At 45.1% G+C, this 21,589-nt stretch carries 20 protein-coding genes and 1 other RNA gene; 13 read left to right on the plus strand and 8 right to left on the minus strand.

Going from position 1 to position 21,589, the window contains the following annotated elements; all coding sequences use genetic code 11:
• Window positions 1-30: 30 nt before the first annotated feature.
• From FKN08_RS20980 to serA, 5 genes are all read left to right on the plus strand, one after another.
• Window positions 31-339 carry a cell division protein ZapA gene (locus FKN08_RS20980; RefSeq protein ID WP_005393932.1) on the plus strand — a complete coding sequence of 103 codons (309 nt, stop codon included), beginning with the start codon at window positions 31-33 and terminating at the stop codon, window positions 337-339.
• Between the two features lie 8 nt (window positions 340-347).
• A non-coding RNA gene (gene ssrS, locus FKN08_RS20985) (6S RNA) lies at window positions 348-532 on the plus strand.
• Window positions 533-537: 5 nt separating this feature from the next.
• A complete protein-coding gene (locus FKN08_RS20990) occupies window positions 538-1,137 on the plus strand; it encodes a 5-formyltetrahydrofolate cyclo-ligase (protein ID WP_047008829.1) in 600 nt (199 codons plus the stop codon).
• Window positions 1,138-1,190: 53 nt separating this feature from the next.
• Window positions 1,191-1,847 (plus strand): ribose-5-phosphate isomerase RpiA, encoded by a 657-nt coding sequence (gene rpiA, locus FKN08_RS20995; RefSeq protein ID WP_005380982.1) that lies wholly within the window; start codon window positions 1,191-1,193, stop codon window positions 1,845-1,847.
• 273 nt (window positions 1,848-2,120) lie between these two features.
• Complete coding sequence (gene serA, locus FKN08_RS21000; protein ID WP_005393937.1) at window positions 2,121-3,353, plus strand: phosphoglycerate dehydrogenase; 1,233 nt, start codon at window positions 2,121-2,123, stop codon at window positions 3,351-3,353.
• A gap of 60 nt (window positions 3,354-3,413) precedes the next feature.
• Here serA and FKN08_RS21005 read toward each other — a convergent pair whose 3' ends face one another.
• Both FKN08_RS21005 and FKN08_RS21010 read right to left on the minus strand, forming a co-directional pair.
• Window positions 3,414-4,106, minus strand: coding sequence for an oxidative stress defense protein (locus tag FKN08_RS21005; protein ID WP_005393939.1), 693 nt, complete (start codon window positions 4,104-4,106; stop codon window positions 3,414-3,416).
• A 227-nt stretch (window positions 4,107-4,333) separates the two neighbouring features.
• Entirely contained in the window at window positions 4,334-5,230 is an 897-nt protein-coding gene (locus FKN08_RS21010; protein WP_046875104.1) for a LysR family transcriptional regulator ArgP, read from the minus strand.
• Window positions 5,231-5,376: 146 nt separating this feature from the next.
• Between FKN08_RS21010 and FKN08_RS21015 the strand changes: the two genes are divergently transcribed.
• Complete coding sequence (locus FKN08_RS21015) at window positions 5,377-6,006, plus strand: LysE/ArgO family amino acid transporter (RefSeq protein WP_065646102.1); 630 nt, start codon at window positions 5,377-5,379, stop codon at window positions 6,004-6,006.
• A gap of 19 nt (window positions 6,007-6,025) precedes the next feature.
• Complete coding sequence (locus FKN08_RS21020) at window positions 6,026-6,508, plus strand: YbaK/EbsC family protein (protein WP_161444047.1); 483 nt, start codon at window positions 6,026-6,028, stop codon at window positions 6,506-6,508.
• Between the two features lie 46 nt (window positions 6,509-6,554).
• Here FKN08_RS21020 and mscS read toward each other — a convergent pair whose 3' ends face one another.
• From mscS to FKN08_RS21045, 5 genes are all read right to left on the minus strand, one after another.
• Window positions 6,555-7,421 (minus strand): small-conductance mechanosensitive channel MscS, encoded by an 867-nt coding sequence (gene mscS, locus FKN08_RS21025; protein WP_005393946.1) that lies wholly within the window; start codon window positions 7,419-7,421, stop codon window positions 6,555-6,557.
• Between the two features lie 435 nt (window positions 7,422-7,856).
• The gene (gene fbaA / locus FKN08_RS21030) at window positions 7,857-8,933 is read right to left on the minus strand and encodes a class II fructose-bisphosphate aldolase (RefSeq protein ID WP_005393947.1); all 1,077 of its coding nucleotides are present in this window, start codon (window positions 8,931-8,933) and stop codon (window positions 7,857-7,859) included.
• A gap of 154 nt (window positions 8,934-9,087) precedes the next feature.
• Window positions 9,088-10,248 (minus strand): phosphoglycerate kinase, encoded by a 1,161-nt coding sequence (locus tag FKN08_RS21035; RefSeq protein WP_005393948.1) that lies wholly within the window; start codon window positions 10,246-10,248, stop codon window positions 9,088-9,090.
• 153 nt (window positions 10,249-10,401) lie between these two features.
• Complete coding sequence (gene epd / locus FKN08_RS21040; RefSeq protein ID WP_006743084.1) at window positions 10,402-11,439, minus strand: erythrose-4-phosphate dehydrogenase; 1,038 nt, start codon at window positions 11,437-11,439, stop codon at window positions 10,402-10,404.
• Window positions 11,440-11,570: 131 nt separating this feature from the next.
• Complete coding sequence (locus tag FKN08_RS21045) at window positions 11,571-13,529, minus strand: ligand-gated channel protein (protein ID WP_170892838.1); 1,959 nt, start codon at window positions 13,527-13,529, stop codon at window positions 11,571-11,573.
• Window positions 13,530-13,669: 140 nt separating this feature from the next.
• On the opposite strand from FKN08_RS21045, the gene FKN08_RS21050 reads away from it, so the two are divergent.
• Window positions 13,670-14,563, plus strand: a complete 894-nt coding sequence (locus tag FKN08_RS21050) for a LysR family transcriptional regulator (RefSeq protein ID WP_170892839.1) — start codon at window positions 13,670-13,672, stop codon at window positions 14,561-14,563.
• A gap of 93 nt (window positions 14,564-14,656) precedes the next feature.
• On the opposite strand, the gene tkt is transcribed toward FKN08_RS21050, so the two are convergent.
• Window positions 14,657-16,651 (minus strand): transketolase, encoded by a 1,995-nt coding sequence (tkt, locus tag FKN08_RS21055; RefSeq protein WP_005393956.1) that lies wholly within the window; start codon window positions 16,649-16,651, stop codon window positions 14,657-14,659.
• Between the two features lie 315 nt (window positions 16,652-16,966).
• Here tkt and metK point away from each other — a divergent pair, with 315 nt between their 5' ends.
• From metK to rsmE, 5 genes are all read left to right on the plus strand, one after another.
• Entirely contained in the window at window positions 16,967-18,121 is a 1,155-nt protein-coding gene (gene metK, locus FKN08_RS21060; protein ID WP_005381027.1) for a methionine adenosyltransferase, read from the plus strand.
• Window positions 18,122-18,522: 401 nt separating this feature from the next.
• Window positions 18,523-19,320: a DUF2189 domain-containing protein gene (locus tag FKN08_RS21065; RefSeq protein WP_005393959.1), complete on the plus strand. Its 798-nt coding sequence runs from the start codon at window positions 18,523-18,525 to the stop codon at window positions 19,318-19,320.
• 68 nt (window positions 19,321-19,388) lie between these two features.
• Window positions 19,389-19,886, plus strand: coding sequence for a SprT family zinc-dependent metalloprotease (locus FKN08_RS21070; protein ID WP_170892840.1), 498 nt, complete (start codon window positions 19,389-19,391; stop codon window positions 19,884-19,886).
• Window positions 19,887-20,036: 150 nt separating this feature from the next.
• The gene (gene endA / locus FKN08_RS21075) at window positions 20,037-20,732 is read left to right on the plus strand and encodes a deoxyribonuclease I (RefSeq protein WP_047008832.1); all 696 of its coding nucleotides are present in this window, start codon (window positions 20,037-20,039) and stop codon (window positions 20,730-20,732) included.
• A 116-nt stretch (window positions 20,733-20,848) separates the two neighbouring features.
• A complete protein-coding gene (rsmE, locus tag FKN08_RS21080; RefSeq protein WP_005393970.1) occupies window positions 20,849-21,580 on the plus strand; it encodes a 16S rRNA (uracil(1498)-N(3))-methyltransferase in 732 nt (243 codons plus the stop codon).
• The last annotated feature ends 9 nt before the right edge of the window (window positions 21,581-21,589 follow it).

Consider the following 21,589-nt stretch of genomic DNA (forward strand, 5'->3'; position numbering starts at 1 on the left):
TAGATAGCGCGAATATAGAGTTTATTCATCATGAGCAATCAAGCGATCGACGTTGAAATATTAGGCAAAGTTACACGAGTGAATTGTCCGACAGGACAAGAAGAGTCTCTTGTTGCAGCGGCAAAAGATCTGGATCGCCGATTGAAAGAAATGAGCGAACGTACTAAGGTAACCAATGAAATCCAACTGCTGACCTTCGCTGCATTGAATATTTGTTATGAGTTGCACACCAAGTCATACGAATCAAACGGTCAACAGCAAGAAATTACTGAGCGAATGGAAAAGCTCACTGCGTCTCTTGAGAACGCACTAAGCAAAGTTACGCAAGGACAGCAGTAAATACAAAATTTACCCTGGGGTGTGCGTCAGCAGGATTTAAGTCCCTGAGCCGATAAGCAATACCTAAGGGTTAGTATTTGGTAACTATTGAGCAAGCTCGGCATGCACCGAGAAGCCTACGGTTGTCATTGCTGATCCGCCTTGAACCAGCTGGTTCAAGGGCCACAATCCTCAACGGCACCCTGGGGTATTCTCTCTATGTCAGACCTCTCTCGACAAGACTTCCGCAAACTGATTCGTGAAAAGCGCAACGCATTGTGTAGCGACACGCAATTCCAAGCGGGGATCGACCTTGTCACTCAGTTTTCTCAACTTCCTGAAATCCAGCAAGCACAGCATATTGCTATTTATCTTTCTGCTGACGGTGAACTTGATACCAAGCCGCTCATTGAGTGGTTGTGGCAACAGGGAAAATCGGTTTATCTACCTGTCATCCATCCGTTTGCCAAAGGTCAGTTACTGTTTCTTCTGTACGTAAGTGATGATCAATTGGTCTACAACAAATACGGCATCTTAGAGCCCAAACTGGACATCCGCCATCTCAAACCCGTTCGTCAACTTGATATCATTTGTACACCTTTGGTTGGATTCGACAGCATCGGCCACCGCTTAGGCATGGGCGGAGGGTATTATGACCGCACCCTGTCTCATTGGTTTATAACCGGAGAAGGTGCCAAGCCTGTTGGTATCGCTCACGACTGCCAACATGTAGAACGCTTACCAATTGAAAGCTGGGACATTCCATTACCTAAGATCGTGACCCCAAGCCGAATATGGCAATGGGAAAGTGGCAAGTAAGCCGCTATAATCACGCCCGCAAACGTTAACGAACATCTATTCAGGAGATTGGCATGACTCAAGATGAAATGAAAAAAGCGGCTGGTTGGGCAGCACTAAAATATGTTGAGAAAGGCAGCATTGTCGGTGTTGGTACTGGCTCTACCGTGAATCACTTCATCGATGCACTAGGGACTATCAAAGACGATATTAAAGGTGCAGTGTCTAGCTCTGTCGCTTCAACTGAGCGCCTTAAAGAGCTTGGTATTGAAGTATACGAGTGTAACGACGTAATGAAGCTGGATGTGTATGTTGATGGCGCAGACGAAATTAACCCAGCACGTGAAATGATTAAAGGCGGCGGCGCGGCTCTGACTCGTGAGAAAATTGTCGCAGCAATCTCTGATAAGTTTGTATGTATTGTTGACGGCACCAAAGCAGTTGACGTACTAGGTCAGTTCCCACTACCTGTAGAAGTGATCCCAATGGCACGCTCTTACGTTGCGCGCGAATTAGTAAAACTGGGCGGTGATCCGGCTTACCGTGAAGGCGTTGTGACTGACAACGGCAACGTAATTTTGGATGTACACAACATGCAGATTACTAACCCGAAAGAAATGGAAGACAAGATCAACGGTATCGCGGGTGTGGTGACTGTGGGTCTTTTTGCTCACCGTGGTGCTGACGTCGTAATCACAGGTACACCAGAAGGCGCAAAAATTGAAGAATAAATAACAGCTCAAATCGACCTATCTGGTTCACTTTTCTGTTATTTCATTACATACGGTGCTGCAAGGCACCGTTTTTTATTCCTTTCTCTAAGAAAATTATCTCTTATTCCGTAATTTTCTTACCCAAAGCAATTTTTTTTTGTTACTTTATTGAACAGAAGACGCACAAGGAAACGTTTGTCCTCCTACAAAACTATCAATTATCCCCTTTTTAATAGTTTTGCCCAATGTGCGCCACATTAGCCCACCTTTCCATTTTAAGGACGAGAAAAAATGGCCAAAGTTTCACTGGAAAAAGAAAAGATTAAGATCCTCTTGTTAGAGGGACTCCACCCTTCTTCAGTTGAAGTTCTTCAAGCAGCTGGTTATACCAACATTGAGTACCATAAAGGTTCCCTTCCGGAAGAAGAATTGATTGAAGCGGTTAAAGACGTGCACTTCATCGGTATTCGCTCCCGTACGAACCTATCCGAAGAGGTAATCAATGCGGCGAATAAACTGGTTGCAATTGGCTGTTTTTGTATCGGTACTAACCAAGTAAACCTAGACGCAGCAGCAAAACGCGGCATTCCTGTGTTTAATGCACCGTTCTCTAACACACGCAGTGTGGCGGAGCTGGTACTTGGTCAAATCCTACTACTTCTGCGTGGCATTCCTGAAAAGAATGCGCTTGCACATCGCGGTATTTGGAAGAAAAGTGCTGACAACTCTTACGAAGCACGTGGCAAACGTCTTGGCATTATCGGATACGGCCACATTGGTACGCAGCTAGGTATTATTGCCGAAAACTTAGGTATGCGCGTTTACTACTACGACATCGAGAACAAATTATCCCTTGGTAATGCGACGCAAGTACATACCATGAGTGAACTACTAAACAAGTGTGATGTAATTTCTCTGCACGTTCCTGAAACGCCAGAAACAAAAAATATGATGGGTGAAGCTGAGTTTGCTCGCATGAAGCCAGGCTCAATCTTTATTAATGCAGCACGCGGCACTGTCGTGGATATTCCAGCGCTTTGCCATAGTTTAGAAGCAGGTCATATTGCGGGTGCAGCGATTGATGTATTCCCAACAGAACCAAAAACGAATGCCGACCCGTTCGAATCTCCTTTGCAGAAGTTCGATAATGTCATCCTCACTCCACACGTTGGTGGCTCAACGCAAGAAGCACAAGAGAACATCGGTGTTGAGGTCGCAGGAAAACTGGCGAAGTACTCTGACAACGGCTCTACGCTTTCAAGCGTAAACTTCCCAGAGGTGTCACTGCCAGAGCACGGTGGTGAGTGCTCTCGCTTGCTTCACATCCATAAAAACCGTCCTGGTATTCTTACTCAGATCAACACCATCTTCGCGGAAGACGGTATTAACATTGCTGCACAGTACCTACAAACAGCCGCTGAAATCGGCTACGTAGTGATCGATGTTGAAACCGAGCGCTCAGAAGAAGCGCTAGCGAAACTGAAAAGTATTGAAGGCACTATCCGTGCTCGTATCCTTCACTAATTTGTGAAGCAGAAATAACAAAGGCAGGGAATACCCTGCCTTTTCTTTTTGCACCCAGTATTACTTCAGCTTGTAAATCACGTCAACTTGATCGCGAATAATCATGGTAGAATCCTGGTAGCTGTTTGCCCCTTCTTTACTGTCCATCGCCATCGAGCGCATTAGAACTGGCTGAACGTGCATCTGTCTGTAATTGATCTGCCAGACATCACCCAATTTTTTCTCAAAGCCAGTAGCCAGTGACGCTGCTTTTTCTCGCGCATCTTGGATAGCCGCCATGCGTGCCTTTTGCTGATACTCAGCCTGGTTGCTTACCTTAAGTTGAATATTATCAACCTGATTAATCCCTGCTTCTAACGCCATATCGAGGTACTGGTTTAGGTTTTTTAGATCCGTAACCGTCACATCAATGCTACGAGAAGCGCGATAACCAACGAGCTCTGCTTTACCAGATTTAGGGTAGTGGTATTGAGGCGCAAGGTATAAATTCGAGCTGGTAACATTGTCTTTTGATAAGCCAGCATCAGACAGATTTTTCAGAAATTGCTCAACGGTTTTGTCTACTGACTGCTTGGCCTGTTCAGCAGTCATTGTCGTGTCTACCACTTTTACAGAAAACGTCGCCATATCTGGTGTAGCAATAACTTCACCATAACCTGTCGTCGTTACGTGAGCAAATTCAGGCGAGTTCGCCAACACTGAAGCACTAGTAAGGCTGAGTGCAGAAGCCAGCAAAAATGAATACAGTCTCATTCAATAAATCCATCCATACAAAAATAAAGTACTTACTCTCAGCAGAAAGGCTCAAGATTTAGACAAAACTGTCACTACTGAGAAAGTGTATGGTTTCATAATAGAAACTTCTGTCGATTATCCAAGCACTCAGAATGACTTCTAACACAACTTTGACTATGTAACATTGGCGTGATTTTTCAACGAAACACTCTGTCGGCAATGAACCCATCGATGCGACAATGAACTTATTGAGGTAAGTGTCGCTGAGCATACCCGACTATCGCGTGTGAGATTTCTTGTAGAACCCCCGTTTCCAGTTGCCAATGATGCCAATAAATCCGATGGGACATTAAAAAACCGGGAGTAACATCAACCAACGCGCCACGCTCTAGCTCGTCGGTAATTTGCAAACGAGGGATTAAGCAATAGGCTACACCAGCTAACGCCACTTTTAGAAACGCTTCAGAGCTGCTGATGTTATGGTGAATGACGCTATCAGGGCTGACATTGAAATGCTCGGTAAGAAAGGTTTTATGTAGGTCATCATATTGATCATACGAAACGGCCGGCGCCTTGGCCAAAGTCTGGTTATTGACGCCTTGAGCAAAGTAACGCTGATAAAACTCCGGACTCGCGACACAAACGTAATCAACACGTCCCAAGTAATCCGCTCTACAGCCAGGTATCGGCTGGGATTCTAAGCTGATCGCCCCCGTCACTTCGCCACTTTTTAGCTTTTCGATGGAACGAGATTCACCGTAGATAGTGAGTTTGAGTTCAACTTGACGCTGCTTCATGACATCTTGCAGTGCAGGCAGTAGCCAAGTAGCAAGGCTATCAGCATTGGTCGCCAAAGAGAGTTGTACAGGTCGAGTACTGGTATCATTCTTGAGCTCGGGCAGAATTTCATGCTCGAGTAAGCGCACTCGACGATAAAGGCCTAATAACTTTTTACCAATCGGCGTTGGCTTGGGTGGTTGACTACGAACCAAAACGGGTTGTGCGAGAAACTTTTCTAATTGTTTAATACGTTGAGAAATCGCTGATTGCGAGACAAATAAATGCTCAGCTGCACGCTCAAAGCTCCCCTGATAAACCACGGCATCTAATGCCTCAATCCATTTATAGTCCAACCCTCTCATCCTGCTCTTCCTCTCCTGATAAAACATCAACCCTTAAATTAGCTTGGCTAATATAATATTAAAATCATTAATTATACTTATTTAGATAAACTCTTTATCTTTCACTCTTCTGAGCATTTATTGGTTATTTTGAAGTGAGGTGAAGTGTGAGCTTGTGGGTTCTATTGCAAGGATTTGGTTTAGGGGCATCAATGATCATTCCGATCGGCGCACAAAATGCGTATGTCTTAAATCAAGGCATAAAGCGCAATCATCACCTGACGACTGCCACTATTTGTAGCATCCTAGATATGATCTTCATTTCTCTAGGTATCTTTGGTGGTGGTGCGATTTTGTCTCAAAATGAAATCTTACTAACATCGGTGACCCTTGGTGGTATTGCCTTCCTGAGCTTTTATGGATTACTGTCACTTAAGAGCGCGTTTAAGTCAGACAGTGACTCAGAATCAAAAGGTGAAGTCGTCGCTCGTGGTCGTCGAACGGTCATATTAGGCGCGTTAGCCGTCACTGTACTTAACCCACATTTGTACTTAGATACAGTCGTTATTCTGGGCTCTATTGGTGGGCAGTTTGAAGGCCATGACCGAATTGCTTTTGCACTAGGTACGATGATGGCTTCCTTTGTTTGGTTCTATACCTTGTCGATAGGAGCCGCAAAACTAGGCCCTACCCTATCAAAGCCAAGAGTGAAAAAAGGCATCGACATCGCGGTCGCAGTAATGATGTTCACGATAGCGTATATTTTAGCTAGCGAACTTATTGAAAAGTACTGGTAATCAACAGGACAACATAGACATGGAGTCACTAAAGCGTATCTATGATATCAATAGAGAGCGACTCAACGCGCTCTCTATTCCTTTTCGGGAATGGCAGCATGAAGCCATCTTAGACTTTGACACGGATATAAGAATTGCGTCCGAGCTTGGATGGACAGGCACGCACACCAAAAGCCTCTTCTTAAAACTTAAAGGACAAGGCTACGCAATTTATCTAACAGAAAAAGACTCTCGCCTCGATGCCAAACAAATAAAAGCCGTCACAGGTAAACGCCCATCAATTTGTGACGACGGTGAAATGGTCGAAGTGTTAGGTTGTTTGCCTGGAGCGGTATGTCCGATTGGCTTACCTGAATATGTCACGCTCATTGTAGATACAACCCTGTATCTACACGAAGAGTTGCTCTATACGCCAGGGTTGCCTGAATTCACCTTTGGCTTTGCCGGTAAACATCTAAAACGTCTATTGCTTGCCGGTAATCACATTCTTTATGAGATATAAAAAAGCGAGGCCAATTGGCCTCGCTTTCGAATATCTACCGCTTGTATTAAGCGTCGATTTTGTTCAGATGAACATCCATTTGTGGGAATGGAATTTCGATACCATTTTCATCCAATGCTTCTTTAATACCTTGCATTGCATCAAAGTATACGCCCCAGTAATCTGCAGTTTTCACCCATGGGCGAACCACAAAGTTTACTGAAGAGTCTGCCAGCGTAAGTACGCCGATTGTGATATCAGGATCTTTCAAGATACGCGGATCTTTTTCTAGCGTCTCGCGAATTACTTTCTTCGTTAGTTTAAGATCCGCTTTGTATGACACACCAATCACTAAGTCGACACGTCGTGTTGCATGACGAGAGTAGTTAGTAATTGCACCACCGATTACTGACGAGTTAGGCACAACAACCATCTTGTTGTCTGGTGTTTTTAGAACAGTTTGGAAGATTTGAATTGCTTCAACACTACCCGCTACACCGCCAATTTCTACGTAGTCGCCAGATTTGAATGGACGGAACGCAACAATGAGTACACCAGCTGCAAAGTTTGATAGTGAACCTTGTAGCGCAAGACCAACAGCAAGACCTGCCGCACCGATTACAGCCACGACTGAAGCGGTTTGAACGCCTAATCGACCAAGAGCGGCGATAAGTACGATTACAAATAGCAAGTAACGAACAAGACCGTGAATAAATTCAACGACAGCCTTATCCATGTTTTTCTTTTCTAGTACCTTAGAAACACTACCAGCGACTGCTTTAACGATAATATTACCGATAAACAGAATAAGCAGCGCAGAGATAATGTTCACACCGTACTGAACCAGTAGATCTGAGTTGTTTGTCAGCCAAGTTTCAGCCTGAGTTAGACCATCCGTTAAAGTGGTATCGATACCCACCGATTCACCTGCCATAATTCTTATCCTCAAAAATAAAGATATATAAATCCAATTGCCGTTAATTTATGAACCTTGTTTTTTTAAAGGCTCTTTTCTAAAACAACATCCCTATTGCCCCACTGAACAGTGTCAGATTTTTGGCACAATATCCCAACTTTGACTTTTTTCAAAGTCAGAGTTTCGCAAAGATATGCAAAACAAGACTTTATCAGAGTTTTCTGATATTGGCTTGTTACAGGTTACGCAATGCACTCTTATTTCGCCACTCCTATGACTGATATTCCTATGTTTTTATTTAAAAACGTTAAAGGGGGAACATCCCACCAGAAAATACAACCTGACGCATAAAGATATCAATAGGAAAACAGGGAAAGAAACATAGGGGCAAAATGATAGACATAAAAAAACCCGCTCAAAAAGCGGGTTTTTAAGTAACTTAATCAGTAACGATTATAGTACGTCAACTGCGTTTAGGTCAGCAAATGCTTGCTCTAGACGAGCTACCATTGAAGCTTGACCAGCACGTAACCATACGCGTGGATCGTAGTACTTCTTGTTTGGTGCATCTTCACCAGTTGGGTTACCGATTTGACCTTGTAGGTAATCGTGGTTTTCAGCTTCGAACTTACGGATACCATCCCAAGTTGCCCACTGTGTATCAGTATCGATGTTCATTTTGATAACACCGTAACCGATAGACTCACGGATTTCTTCTAGAGAAGAACCTGAACCACCGTGGAATACGAAGTTTAGAGAGTTCGCTGGAAGACCGAATTTCTCAGAAACGTGCGCTTGAGAATCACGTAGGATAGTTGGAGTTAGAACAACGTTACCTGGCTTGTACACGCCGTGTACGTTACCGAAAGATGCTGCGATAGTGAAACGGTGGCTGATTGCGCTTAGTTTCTCGTATGCGTATGCAACGTCTTCTGGAGAAGTGTATAGCTCAGACGCATCCATATCAGAGTTGTCAACGCCGTCTTCTTCACCACCAGTACAACCTAGTTCGATTTCTAGAGTCATGTTCATTTTAGCCATGCGCTCTAGGTACTTAGCAGAAATCTCGATGTTCTCTTCTAGAGACTCTTCAGAAAGGTCGATCATGTGAGAAGAGAATAGTGGCTTACCAGTTTGCGCGAAGTACTCTTCACCAGCGTCTAGTAGACCGTCGATCCAAGGAAGTAGTTTCTTAGCAGCGTGGTCAGTGTGTAGGATTACTGGTACACCGTAAGCTTCAGCTACAGCGTGAACGTATTTCGCACCAGCAACAGCACCTAGGATTTGAGCTTCTTGACCTTCAAGTTTTAGACCTTTACCAGCAAAGAAAGCAGCGCCACCGTTAGAGAACTGAACGATAACTGGAGCTTTAACTTTTGCAGCTGCTTCAAGTACTGCGTTTACAGAGTCAGTACCCACACAGTTTACTGCTGGAAGTGCAAAGCTGTTTTCTTTTGCAACTTCAAATACTTTCTGAACGTCATCGCCAGAGATAACACCTGGTTTTACGAAGTCGAAGATCTTAGACATGGATGTAATCCTATTTATCTGTCGTTTTTAAACAAAACTTGTTAAGTTGAAAATCTTGCAAACGTTTGCTCACAACTGAGGCTATTCTAGCAGAGTTCCTCACACGTTGCAGCAAACAAGAAAGCGGGAGAATCACTCCCCCGCTTTGCTTTAATTACTTAGCGCGTGCTTCTAGCATTTCTACTGCTGGAAGAACTTTACCTTCTACGAACTCAAGGAAAGCGCCACCACCTGTAGAGATGTAAGAAACGTCAGCTTTGATACCGAACTTGTCGATAGCTGCTAGCGTGTCACCACCACCTGCAACAGAGAAGCCTTCAGATGCTGCGATAGCTTCTGAGATACCTTTAGTACCTGCTTCGAAGTTCTTGAATTCGAATACGCCTACTGGACCGTTCCATAGGATAGTCTTCGCGTTCTTAAGGATTTCTGCTAGTTCAGCTGTTGAATCTGGGCCAAGGTCGAAGATCATGTCGTCGTCTTGTACTTCAGAAACGTGTTTAATTTCTGCTTCTGCGTTTTCGTCGAATGCTTTCGCACATGCAACGTCAGTTGCTACTGGAATTGCACACTCATCCATTAGCTTCTTAGCAGTGTCTACTAGATCCGCTTCGTATAGAGACTTACCAACGTTGTGGCCAGCAGCTGCGATAAATGTGTTAGCAATACCACCACCAACAACTAGTTGGTCAGCGATTTTAGATAGAGACTCAAGTACAGTTAGCTTAGTAGAAACTTTTGAACCACCTACGATAGCAACCATTGGACGAGCTGGGTTGTCCATTGCTTTACCTAGCGCTTCAAGCTCGTTTGCTAGAAGAGGGCCAGCACAAGCGATAGGTGCGTGCATACCAACACCATGAGTTGACGCTTGAGCGCGGTGAGCCGTACCGAATGCATCCATTACGAATACGTCACATAGTGCTGCGTATTTCTTAGATAGCTCTTCGTCGTTTTTCTTTTCGCCTTTGTTAAAGCGAACGTTTTCTAGAACAACAAGTTCACCAGCGTTTAGCTCTAGTCCATCTAGGTAGTCTTTTGCAAGCTTAACTTCACAATCTAGTGCGTCGTTTAGGTAGTTAACAACTGGTTGTAGAGAGAACTCTTCAGCGTATTCACCTTCAGTTGGGCGACCTAGGTGAGACGTAACCATTACTTTAGCGCCTGCTTCTAGGCAGTGCTTAATAGTTGGAAGAGATGCGATGATACGTGCATCTGAAGTTACTTTACCGTCTTTTACTGGCACGTTTAGGTCAGCACGGATAAATACACGTTTACCTGCAAGATCCAGGTCAGTCATCTTGATTACAGACATGATGTGTCCTCTCAAATATTGATAATTAAAGTTTTTGAAAACTCGGCAACCCTGCCAAGCCTGTTAATTCTTCAAACTGGTTATAGATGATATGGAGATATCATGGATTTATTTCAAGGCTTGAAATAAAAATTCTCCATCACTTCTTCGTCATTACTGCTCCACTTGAGAAGAAGCTTGCATTGCTAAGGCAGTATCCAGCATCCGGTTAGCAAAGCCCCATTCGTTGTCGCACCAAACGAGCATTTTTACGAGTTGCCCGTTACTCACTCTAGTCTGGCTTCCATCTACAATCGCACTATGGGGGTCGTGGTTAAAGTCGATGGAAACGAGTGGCGATTCAGTATAGTCAACAATGTTACGTAATGTACACTGAGATGCGTTAACAATGGTTTGATTTACGTCATTAACTTTCACATTTGTATTAATTGTGACACTTAAATCCATTGCGGTGACGTTAACGGTTGGGACACGAACAGAAATTGCTTCGAATTTGTTGGAAAATTTCGGGAAGATTCTTTCAATCCCCTTATGCAACTTGGTGTCAACCGGAATAATAGATTGGCTAGCAGCGCGGGTACGGCGTAGATCGTTATGGTACGCATCGATTACTTGCTGATCGTTCATGGAAGAGTGAATCGTGGTAATGGTACCGGACTCAATACCGAAGGCTTCGTCTAACACTTTAATGATGGGAACGATACAGTTGGTAGTACAAGAGCCATTGGAGACAACACGGTGCTCGTCTTTCAGAGTTTCGTGGTTCACACCATAGATAATCGTATTATCTATGTCGTTTGCGCCCGGGTGTGAAAACAGCACTTTCTTCGCGCCAGCTTCTATATGCGCTTGCCCATCGGCTTGCGAACCAAACACGCCAGTGCAATCCAAGACAATATCGACTTCTAAATCGCGCCAAGGAAGTAGTTCGAGTTCAGAGAGGTGAAGAATGCGAATAGAGTCATATTCGCCGCTGTCATGATGAACATGCAAGTGTTCTTGGTCGTGGGAGATTTTTTTACCGAAGCGACCATGACTAGTGTCATATTGCAGTAGGTGCGCCATCGCTTCTGGCTGCGCTAATTCGTTAACCGCCACAACCTTGATCTGCTGATGTTTTCCGCTTTCATATACGGCTCGCAGAACATTACGACCTATACGTCCAAATCCATTGATCGCAACCTTTAGCATTTATCCTTCGCCCTACCAAAAATTTCGTGTCACAGATACTACCTGATCAGGCTGAAAAACGCACCTGTTGAATCATAGTAAAGCAGGATTAAAAAAGGCCGAGACAATGCTCGGCCTTATTACAACAATAATTAAAATGCGACGTCTAAACCTAACCAGTAGCGACGACCATCTTCGACATATCCGTATTCTTCGTAACTGATTTCCTCATCCAGCAAGTTATAGATCGCGCCTTTAATACGAGTATTATCGGTTAACTGGTATGTCACACCAGCGTCCACAAAGGTATAAGCAGGCTCTACGATACTGTTTCTTGATGGGCCAGTAACCGGATCCATTTCTTTACCTCGGTAAGTGACTTTAGCCCAGCTTTCTAGATCTGTTGTTGTTTGCCAAGTTACATCCACATTAAACAAATGCTTTGGTAACTGCTGCAGCGGCATGCCTTTGTATTCACCTGTTTTTTGCTCTGAGTCGGTAAATGTGTAGCTCGAGCTGAGGTAAATGGTTTCCGTTAATGGCGATGCTAAGGTCGCTTCAATACCTTGTGTGACCGCTTCGTCCACGTTAATGCGGTACGTTGGATCTGCCCCCCATTGGTTTGGTCCATCTGTACAGATGGTATCTGGACAAACAACACGTGTGATCTTGTCTTTGAACTCATTATGGAACGCAGTCAAAGAGACATCTAAACCAGAGTCACCTTGATACAAGACACTGATTTCTTTGTTTAGCGACGTTTCAGGGTCAAGGTCTGGGTTACCGTAGATATTACCGCCGCCACTGACTTGCGCCCAACCAGGAGTAATTTCACGTAATTGCGGAGAACGGAAACCTGTTGCCACGCCACCTTTCACAGTCCAAGACGGGTCAACTCGCCATACACCATAGACACGCGGACTAAAGTGCGCGCCATAGTTTTCGTCATGATCTAGACGACCACCAAGCGTAACGCTAAACGGATCGGCGATTCTCCATTCATCTTCAATGAAAACAGCCCACTGCGTATTCGATGTTTCGGTCTTCGATGATGCTTTATTGGAAGTAAAATCCTCAAGCTCTGCATGAGTGGCGTCCACACCAGTCGTCAACGTATGGTTTCCAATACCAGTCACCAAGCTCGATTTGAACGTGGTGTTGGTGATCGTCATCTCGCGAGATTTGTTCTCGCTCTCTTCATGTTGTAAGTAAGTATCTGAGATGCCAACCGAGTCCCAGTCGCCATTGTGACTTAGCGTTACATAATTACGACGATATTCGTTGAGTGAATCCTCACAACCTCTTCGGCAACCCGTCGTTGGTACGGAAAGGCCAACGTTACCGCGACGACTTTGTGCCGATGTGCCACCTTCTAGCTGCACAGAATGGCGGTCATTAATCTGGTAGGTCAGTTTTGAAGAGATACTTTGCATATCTTTATCTTCATAACCGTATTCAATATCGTCTTCTTCTCTTGCGGTATACTGACCGTATACTTGGAGAGATAGATTTTCGGCTAGCGGCCCATTGACGAAGAAATTCGCGCTCTGCTCTCCGCCCGAGCGACTGTTTTCTTGCAGAACCGTGCCTAGCTGAACATTACCTGTCCACTCCATCGCGTCTTTTCGCGTGATCACGTTAATTACACCACCAATCGCATCAGAGCCATAAAGCGTCGACATTGGACCACGGATAACTTCAATTCGCTCAATCGCTTGAAGAGGAGGCAACCAACCTTGTTCGATACCAGGGCCGTCACTATTTGGGCGAGTTTCACGTGTGCTTTGACGTTTACCATCGACCAGTATCAAAGTGTATTTGGAGCCCATACCACGGATACTGATGTCGGTAGTGTCACCACCACCTGTCACGACGACACCAGGCACACTTTTTAGTGCATCAGTCACATCACGGTAATAACGAGAGTCCAACTCCTCACGCGAAATCACACTAATACTTGCAGGCGCGTCCGCTTGAGATTGCTCATAACTTGATGCAGTTACAACCACTGTTTCCATTTTAGAAACCGCATCATTGGCAAACACATGAGGGACACTGACGAAGGCTAAAATACCAGTTGCAGTAATAACTGGCAGTCTAAGAGTAGACATCTACATCTCCATAATTGATAATGATTATTATTTTCGAAAGTGAATTATTCACAAATAGAATGAGATGCATAGTGAGAGTTATGGAACGGTTCTTCCCATTTATGGAACCCGTGCATAACGCAGTAAGGAGTTAATGAAATATGCACGACTTAGCATCAATTCGAGCCTTTGATGCGCTCAATCAGCATAAGAGTTTGACCGCCGCTGCCAAGGCCCTCAACCAGCCTAAATCAACGCTGAGTCGTCGCTTAGCACAATTAGAAGAAGATTTCGGTCAGGCTCTAACCGCAAGACAAGGTAACCGATTAGTTCTGACAAGAGCGGGAGAAATTTTTGCCCACTACAGTCGCCAGATTCTTGAGCTAAGTGAAGAGAGTTATGACGCGCTTCAAGGTTTAACAAACCAAGTTTCAGGGCCGCTACATATTGTTTGTCACACAGCATTAGTTAGAAGTTGGCTAGGTGGTGTGCTCAACGGTTTTCTTGCCGATAATCCTGACGTTAGGGTTCAACTTACCAGTGACTTTTCTGAAGCGCACCATGACCCAGATTTGTTCATCTGGCTCGGTGAGCGTAAAGATCTCGATTGGCGCAAAGAGGTATTAGGCTCATTTCGTTACACGCCCTTTGCCTCTCCAGCTTATCTTGAACAACACGGTTCGATCCTGCACCCCAAAGAGCTTGAAGCGCATCCGTGGATCGATTTTGGCTCGGTACAAGAAAATGGATTGATGCTCTCACACCCTCAACACGGTGAGTTCTTTTTAGAGCCATTTGTGAGTCGCTTGTACAGCGACAACATCGCAATGCAGATCGACAGCATCGCGAATGGTCATGGTATTGGACTGCTGCCAACTTGGACAGCAAGCGGCTACGAGAAACATCATCCGGGTCGAATCACACCTTGCTTAGAAGGTTGGCTTTCAGAGCCCATCTCCATTAACTGCTATACGCCTGCAGGAAGACCACCACTGCGCTTATCCGTACTTTTAGACTGTATTCACCAAAGCATTCCACAAGGTTGGAAAAACTGACAAAAAACAAAAAGGCCATCGCAATGATGGCCTTTCCAACTTTAGTATCTAACAGTCGTCCTTTACGTTCAGACTATTGAGACAATCTAGCAGTTACGCTAGCAATTCTTTTGCTGTGTTCACCACGTTTTCAGTCGTGAAGCCAAACATCTCGAATAGTTGACCAGCAGGTGCAGATTCACCAAATGTCGTCATACCGATGATGCGACCGTCGAAACCAACGTACTTGTACCAGAAGTCTGCAATACCTGCTTCGATAGCGATACGAGCTGTTACGTCTGATGGCAATACTGCTTCACGGTAAGCGGCGTCTTGTTTGTCGAATGCATCTGTTGATGGCATTGAAACCACGCGTACTTTCTTACCTTCTGCTGTTAGTTGAGTCGCAGCTTCTACTGCTAGCTCAACTTCAGAGCCTGTTGCGATAAGGATAAGCTCTGGCTTGCCTTCGCAATCTTTCAGGATGTAAGCACCTTTCGCGATGTTCGCTACTTGCTCAGCTGTACGATCTTGTTGCGCTAAGTTTTGACGAGAGAAGATAAGTGCTGTTGGTGCATCTTTACGTTCAATCGCTAGTTTCCATGCTACGGCAGACTCAACCTGGTCACACGGACGCCATGTGCTCATGTTTGGCGTTACGCGTAGAGATGCCATTTGCTCAACAGGTTGGTGAGTTGGGCCATCTTCGCCAAGACCAATCGAATCGTGCGTGTACACTTGGATGTTCTGAATTTTCATCAGCGCAGCCATACGCATTGCGTTACGAGCGTATTCCATGAACATTAGGAATGTTGCGCCGTAAGGAACGAAACCACCGTGCAATGCGATACCGTTGATGATAGCGGTCATACCGAATTCACGTACACCGTAGTGGATGTAGTTGCCAGAGAAGTCATCCGTTTCTAGAGACTTAGAACCAGACCACATGGTCAGGTTAGAAGGCGCTAGGTCAGCAGAACCACCCATAAACTCAGGAAGCATTTGACCAAACGCTTCTAGTGCATTTTGCGATGCTTTACGTGATGCAATGTTCGCTGGGTTTGCTTGAAGATCAGCAATGATTTGGTTCGCTTTTTCTTCCCATTCCGCTGGAAGTTCGCCGTTTAGACGACGTTTAAGCTCTGCTGCTTCTGCAGGGTAAGCTGCTGCGTATGCTTCAAACTTTTCATTCCAAGCCGCTTCTTTCGCTGCACCTGCTTCTTTTGCGTCCCACTCAGCGTAAACATCTGCAGGGATTTCAAATGGACCGTACTCCCAACCTAGGTATTCGCGAGCCGCTTGAATCTCATCGTGACCTAATGGCGCACCGTGACAGTCGTGCGAACCAGACTTGTTAGGAGAACCGAAACCGATAATTGTTTTAGTACAGATTAGAGTCGGACGAGGATCCGCTTTAGCCGCTTCAATCGCTGCGTTGATTGCTTCAGGATCGTGACCGTCTACCGCTGGGATTACGTGCCAGCCGTAAGCTTCGAAACGCTTAGGTGTATCGTCAGAGAACCAACCTTCAACGTGACCGTCGATAGAGATACCGTTGTCATCCCAAAACGCGATCAGTTTGCCTAGACCTAATGTCCCAGCAAGAGAACATGCTTCGTGCGAGATGCCTTCCATTAGACAGCCGTCACCCATGAACACATACGTAAAGTGGTCAACGATGTCGTGACCTTCTTTGTTGAACTGTGCCGCTAGTGCTTTCTCTGCGATAGCCATACCAACAGCATTAGTGATGCCTTGGCCAAGAGGACCCGTTGTTGTCTCGATACCAGGCGCGTAGCCGTACTCTGGGTGACCTGGGGTTTTTGAGTGCAATTGACGGAAGTTTTTCAGATCATCAATAGATAGCTCATAACCGCTTAAGTGCAGTAGAGAGTAAATAAGCATTGAGCCGTGACCGTTTGATAGCACGAAGCGGTCGCGGTCGGCCCACTCTGGGTTTGATGGGTTGTGGTTTAGGTGAGAGCGCCAAAGAACTTCAGCGATATCAGCCATACCCATTGGTGCGCCTGGGTGGCCTGAGTTAGCTTGTTGAACACCATCCATGCTTAGAGCACGAATTGCATTGGCAAGATGTTTACGAGACGACATGTCTGCTCCTGAGTACATTAAGCGAAACGAAAAGTAGGTCATAATTCTCTCAAAGCCCTGTTGGGTGTGCAAACGTTTTCCAGTCCAAAACCTCACAAATATTGCACCTTTCGCGCCAAATCGTTCGAAGTTCTTAAAATTATCAATAAATCAGGCAAACGTTTGGTTATAACAAAAACCAAAAAAGAGCTTGTAATTCGAGCAATCAAATTTAGAATAGACGTCTAGATGTAGATACACCTACAAAAATTAGTATTAATTTGCGCTGGAGAGTTTATCATTCCCCAGTTTTAAACCAGATATAGTGGAGCTAACATGGCTAAGCACCTGTTTACTTCTGAGTCAGTATCAGAAGGTCATCCAGATAAAATTGCAGACCAGATTTCTGATGCGGTTCTTGACGCGATTCTAGAGCAAGATCCAAAGGCTCGTGTTGCATGTGAGACTTACGTTAAAACCGGTATGGTAATGGTGGGTGGTGAAATCACGACTTCAGCATGGGTAGACATCGAAGAGTTAACTCGTGAAACCGTTCGTGAAATCGGCTACGTACATTCAGATATGGGCTTTGACGCAGATTCTTGTGCGGTACTAAACACAATCGGTAAACAGTCGCCAGATATCAACCAAGGTGTTGATAAAGCTGACCCTAAAGAACAAGGTGCAGGCGACCAAGGCATTATGTTTGGTTACGCTTGTAACGAAACTGAAGTACTAATGCCAGCGCCAATTACTTACTCTCACCGTCTTGTTCAAAAGCAAGCAGAAGTTCGTAAAAACGGCACACTACCTTGGTTGCGTCCTGATGCAAAATCTCAGGTAACGTTCCAATACGATCAAGGTAACATCGTTGGTATCGACGCGGTTGTTCTTTCAACTCAACACTGTGACTCAATCTCAACTTCAGACCTGCGTGAAGCGGTAATGGAAGAGATCATTAAGCCAGTGCTACCTTCTGAGTGGATCAACAAAGAAACAAACTTCTTCATTAACCCAACCGGTCGCTTCGTAATCGGTGGTCCTATGGGTGACTGTGGTCTAACTGGTCGTAAGATCATCGTAGATACCTACGGCGGCGCAGCTCGTCACGGTGGCGGTGCGTTTTCTGGTAAAGATCCATCAAAAGTTGACCGTAGTGCAGCATACGCAGCACGCTACGTAGCGAAAAACATCGTAGCGGCTGGCATGGCTGACCGTTGTGAGATCCAACTTTCTTACGCTATCGGTGTTGCTGATCCAACGTCTATCATGGTGGAAACGTTCGGTACTGAGAAAGTATCTCACGACATCATCATTGAAGCGGTTCGTCAATTCTTCGACCTACGTCCATACGGTCTACAAGAAATGCTTAACCTTCTTCAACCTATCTACAAGAAGACAGCGGCTTACGGTCACTTCGGTCGTGAAGAATTCCCGTGGGAAGCGACAGACAAAGCTGCACTTCTACGTGATTTCGCTGGCATCAAATAATCAAGCCAAGCAAGAATTAATCAAGCCCTCGCCTCTGGCGGGGGCTTTTTATTTTCAGCAACGTTTATCCAGCCATTTTAGCTCATACCGCCCAGCCCCATGAAGCAGTCCTGTTTCTCCCCAACTTTTATACCGAATAAATTTTCAGCAATTATTTGTAAATTATCCCATCTCCGCCAATAGTTAAAATATTGTTAATTCCAATTTAAATAGAGACGTCGGATGCTGGCGACTATGGCAGCAACACTTACGAAAGACACGAGTCAGGCATCTTTATGGCCGATACCAAACTAAGCCAATGCTCAGAAGTAAGCTTGAAAAAGTCGCTTCAAGTTTGACTGAACAAAAACCGCTGTCAGTTGGTATAAGCGGATAATGTGGGAATAAATCAAGGAGGAGTTATGCCTCGAACTGTTAATCCATCGGACTTCCACAACAAGCGAAAGGAAGTGCCAGATAACGAATACGCCAGAACCATACCGTGCAATACGGTCAATCTTTCTGCACCTTTTCATTGGCTCGCATTAGGTCTGCATGATTTCGTGCGAATGCCCCTCATCAGTGCTTTCTATGGCATCTGTTTTATGGCGGCTGCGATAGGTATTGTTTTGCTCGTACAATGGCAAGGCACACACTTGGTCGTCATGCCCAGTTTGATTGTTTATATGTTAATCGGTCCGTTTCTCGCGCTCGGCTTGTATGATGCCAGTTGGGAGAGAGAGCGCGGACACAAAGCAAGCTTGTTCCATTCAATGAAAGCGATCGGTCGTAACTCAACATCTCAATGGGCATTCGCCGTGTTACTCGCAGTGTGTATGATATTTTGGATGCGCATTGCCGCTCTACTTCATGCGCTTTACCCTTCTGTTCAAGGGGCATCTTTAAGTGAGTTCCTACCCTTCCTTGTCATAGGATCTTTAGTTGGCTTTGTTTTGGCTTGTGTGGTGTTTAGCATTTCAGCCTTTTCTATTCCGCTCATGATGGAGCGTCGAGTGGATATGATGACCGCTGTATTTACCAGCTTTAATGCGGTGAAATCCAACATTCCAGCGATGATTGTTTGGGCGGCGATCATCTGCGGCGGTATTCTTATCGGCTTTGCAACGTACGGGATCGGAATGTTGTTTACCATGCCAATTCTAGGCTACGGTACATGGCATGCTTACCATGCCACCATCAAGAAAAAACACACTCCGTAATTAACTGATGCTATGATCTGGCCCTCGCAAATGCGGGGGCTTTTTTATTTGATTTATCGAGGTGAATTGTGGATATAGAACTAAGCTATAAAGCCAAGCAAGTGATGGCGGACTGCATCGCGATGGCAGAGCAAGCTTTCAAACGTTCTTTCCCTATTCCAACAATCACCTTCAACGTCCGCGGGAAAGCGGCAGGAAAAGCCTACCTTCAATTAAATCAAGTTCGCCTAAACCCCGTTTTATTTCGCGAAAACACCCAAGCATTCTTAGATGAAGTCATTCCTCATGAGGTAGCACACCTGATTACTTATCAGGTTTACGGACGAGTTAGGCCTCACGGCAAAGAATGGCAAGGTGTCATGGAAGCCGTCTTTAAAGTGCCCGCCAAAACCACTCACAGCTTTGAAGTAAAATCCGTTCAAGGTAAAACCTTTGAGTATCGTTGTGGTTGTATGATCTACCCTCTATCAATTCGCCGTCATAATAAAGTGCTGCGCAAAGAGGCGACGTACTCTTGTCAGAAATGCCGCCAACCACTTAACTTCACGGGCATTCAGTTATCGTAATCTATATCTCATAGTGTTACTTGCGTTCCCAAAATAAAGATCGAGTTTATCAAAACCTTCCCTTCGCTATTTATTGTTAACTTACTCATCACTAAAGCTATTTTATGCGTGTTATCATGAATAAAGTCATACTTTATAAAGACTTTAATCATGAAATACCTATTCTCTTTGTTACTTATCGCGCTTTCTAGCACTGCGGTTGCCGCGCCACCAAGTTCATTCTCTGCTGCCAAACGTGAGGCGGTAAAAATTTATCAAGACCATCCAACGAGCTTTTACTGTGGCTGCAACATTCAATGGCAAGGCAAAAAAGGCTCCCCAGATTTAGCCTCTTGCGGTTACCAAGTCCGTAAACAGGAAAAGCGGGCCGCACGAATCGAATGGGAGCATGTGGTACCTGCGTGGCAGTTTGGCCACCAGCGTCAATGCTGGCAAGATGGTGGACGTAAAAACTGCAAGAAAAAAGACAAAACCTTTCGCTTGATGGAAGCAGACCTGCACAACCTAACCCCTGCCATTGGTGAAGTAAACGGTGACCGTTCGAACTACAACTTTAGCCAATGGAACGGTATCGATGGCGTGAGTTATGGTCGCTGTGAGATGCAAGTGAACTTTAAGCAGCGTAAAGTCATGCCACCAGACCGTGCTCGAGGTTCGATTGCTCGTACCTACCTATACATGAGCAAAGAGTACGGCTTTAAATTATCAAAACAACAAACGCAGTTGATGAGTGCTTGGAACAAAACCTACCCAGTCGATAAATGGGAATGTGAGCGTGACGAGCGCATTGCCAAAGTACAAGGCAATCATAACCCATTTGTTCAAAAAGCCTGTCGCGCACTCTAGTGCTCCTCTACCTTGAAGCGTTTCAATAACTGATATTGAAACGCTTCTTGCCCCTTGTTTTTTCGGTGGAAAGCATCCATGTTAGGGTTTAAGTTTATTCTCTTGCTGGAAATCTCATGCGTATCCCTCGAATTTATCATCCAGAAACCATTCATCAACTTGGCTCACTTGCTTTAAGTGACGACGCAGCAGGCCATATCGGCCGTGTTCTGCGCATGAAAGAAGGCCAAGACGTTCTCCTATTTGACGGCAGCGGCGCAGAATTCCCAGCGGTTATCAGTGAAGTCAGCAAAAAGACGGTTTTGGTTAACATTACTGAGCGTGTAGAAAACAGTATTGAATCCCCTTTAGACCTGCACCTTGGTCAAGTTATTTCACGTGGCGATAAGATGGAGTTCACTATCCAAAAGTCAGTGGAACTTGGCGTCAATACCATCACACCTCTGATTTCCGAACGTTGTGGCGTCAAGCTTGACCAAAAGCGCTTTGAGAAAAAACTCGCGCAATGGCAAAAAATCGCCATCAGTGCCTGTGAGCAGTGTGGACGCAATGTCGTTCCAGAAATTCGTCCAATTATGAGCTTGGAAGAGTGGTGTAAAGAAGAGTACGATGGCTTAAAGCTCAATCTTCATCCTCGTGCTAACTACTCAATCAACACACTGCCAACACCTGTTGAGAAAGTGCGCCTACTGATCGGCCCTGAAGGCGGTTTATCGTCTGAAGAGATCGAGATGACTCGAGAATATCAATTTGAAGAAACGCTACTCGGCCCTCGCGTTCTGCGCACCGAAACAGCGGCTCTGACAGCAATTACAGCCTTACAAGTTCGTTTCGGCGATCTTGGTTAAACGGAGAAA

This window comes from Vibrio sp. 1-2 (7-a) (genome assembly GCF_013048515.1).
GTDB classification, from domain to species: Bacteria; Pseudomonadota; Gammaproteobacteria; order Enterobacterales; family Vibrionaceae; genus Vibrio; species Vibrio diabolicus.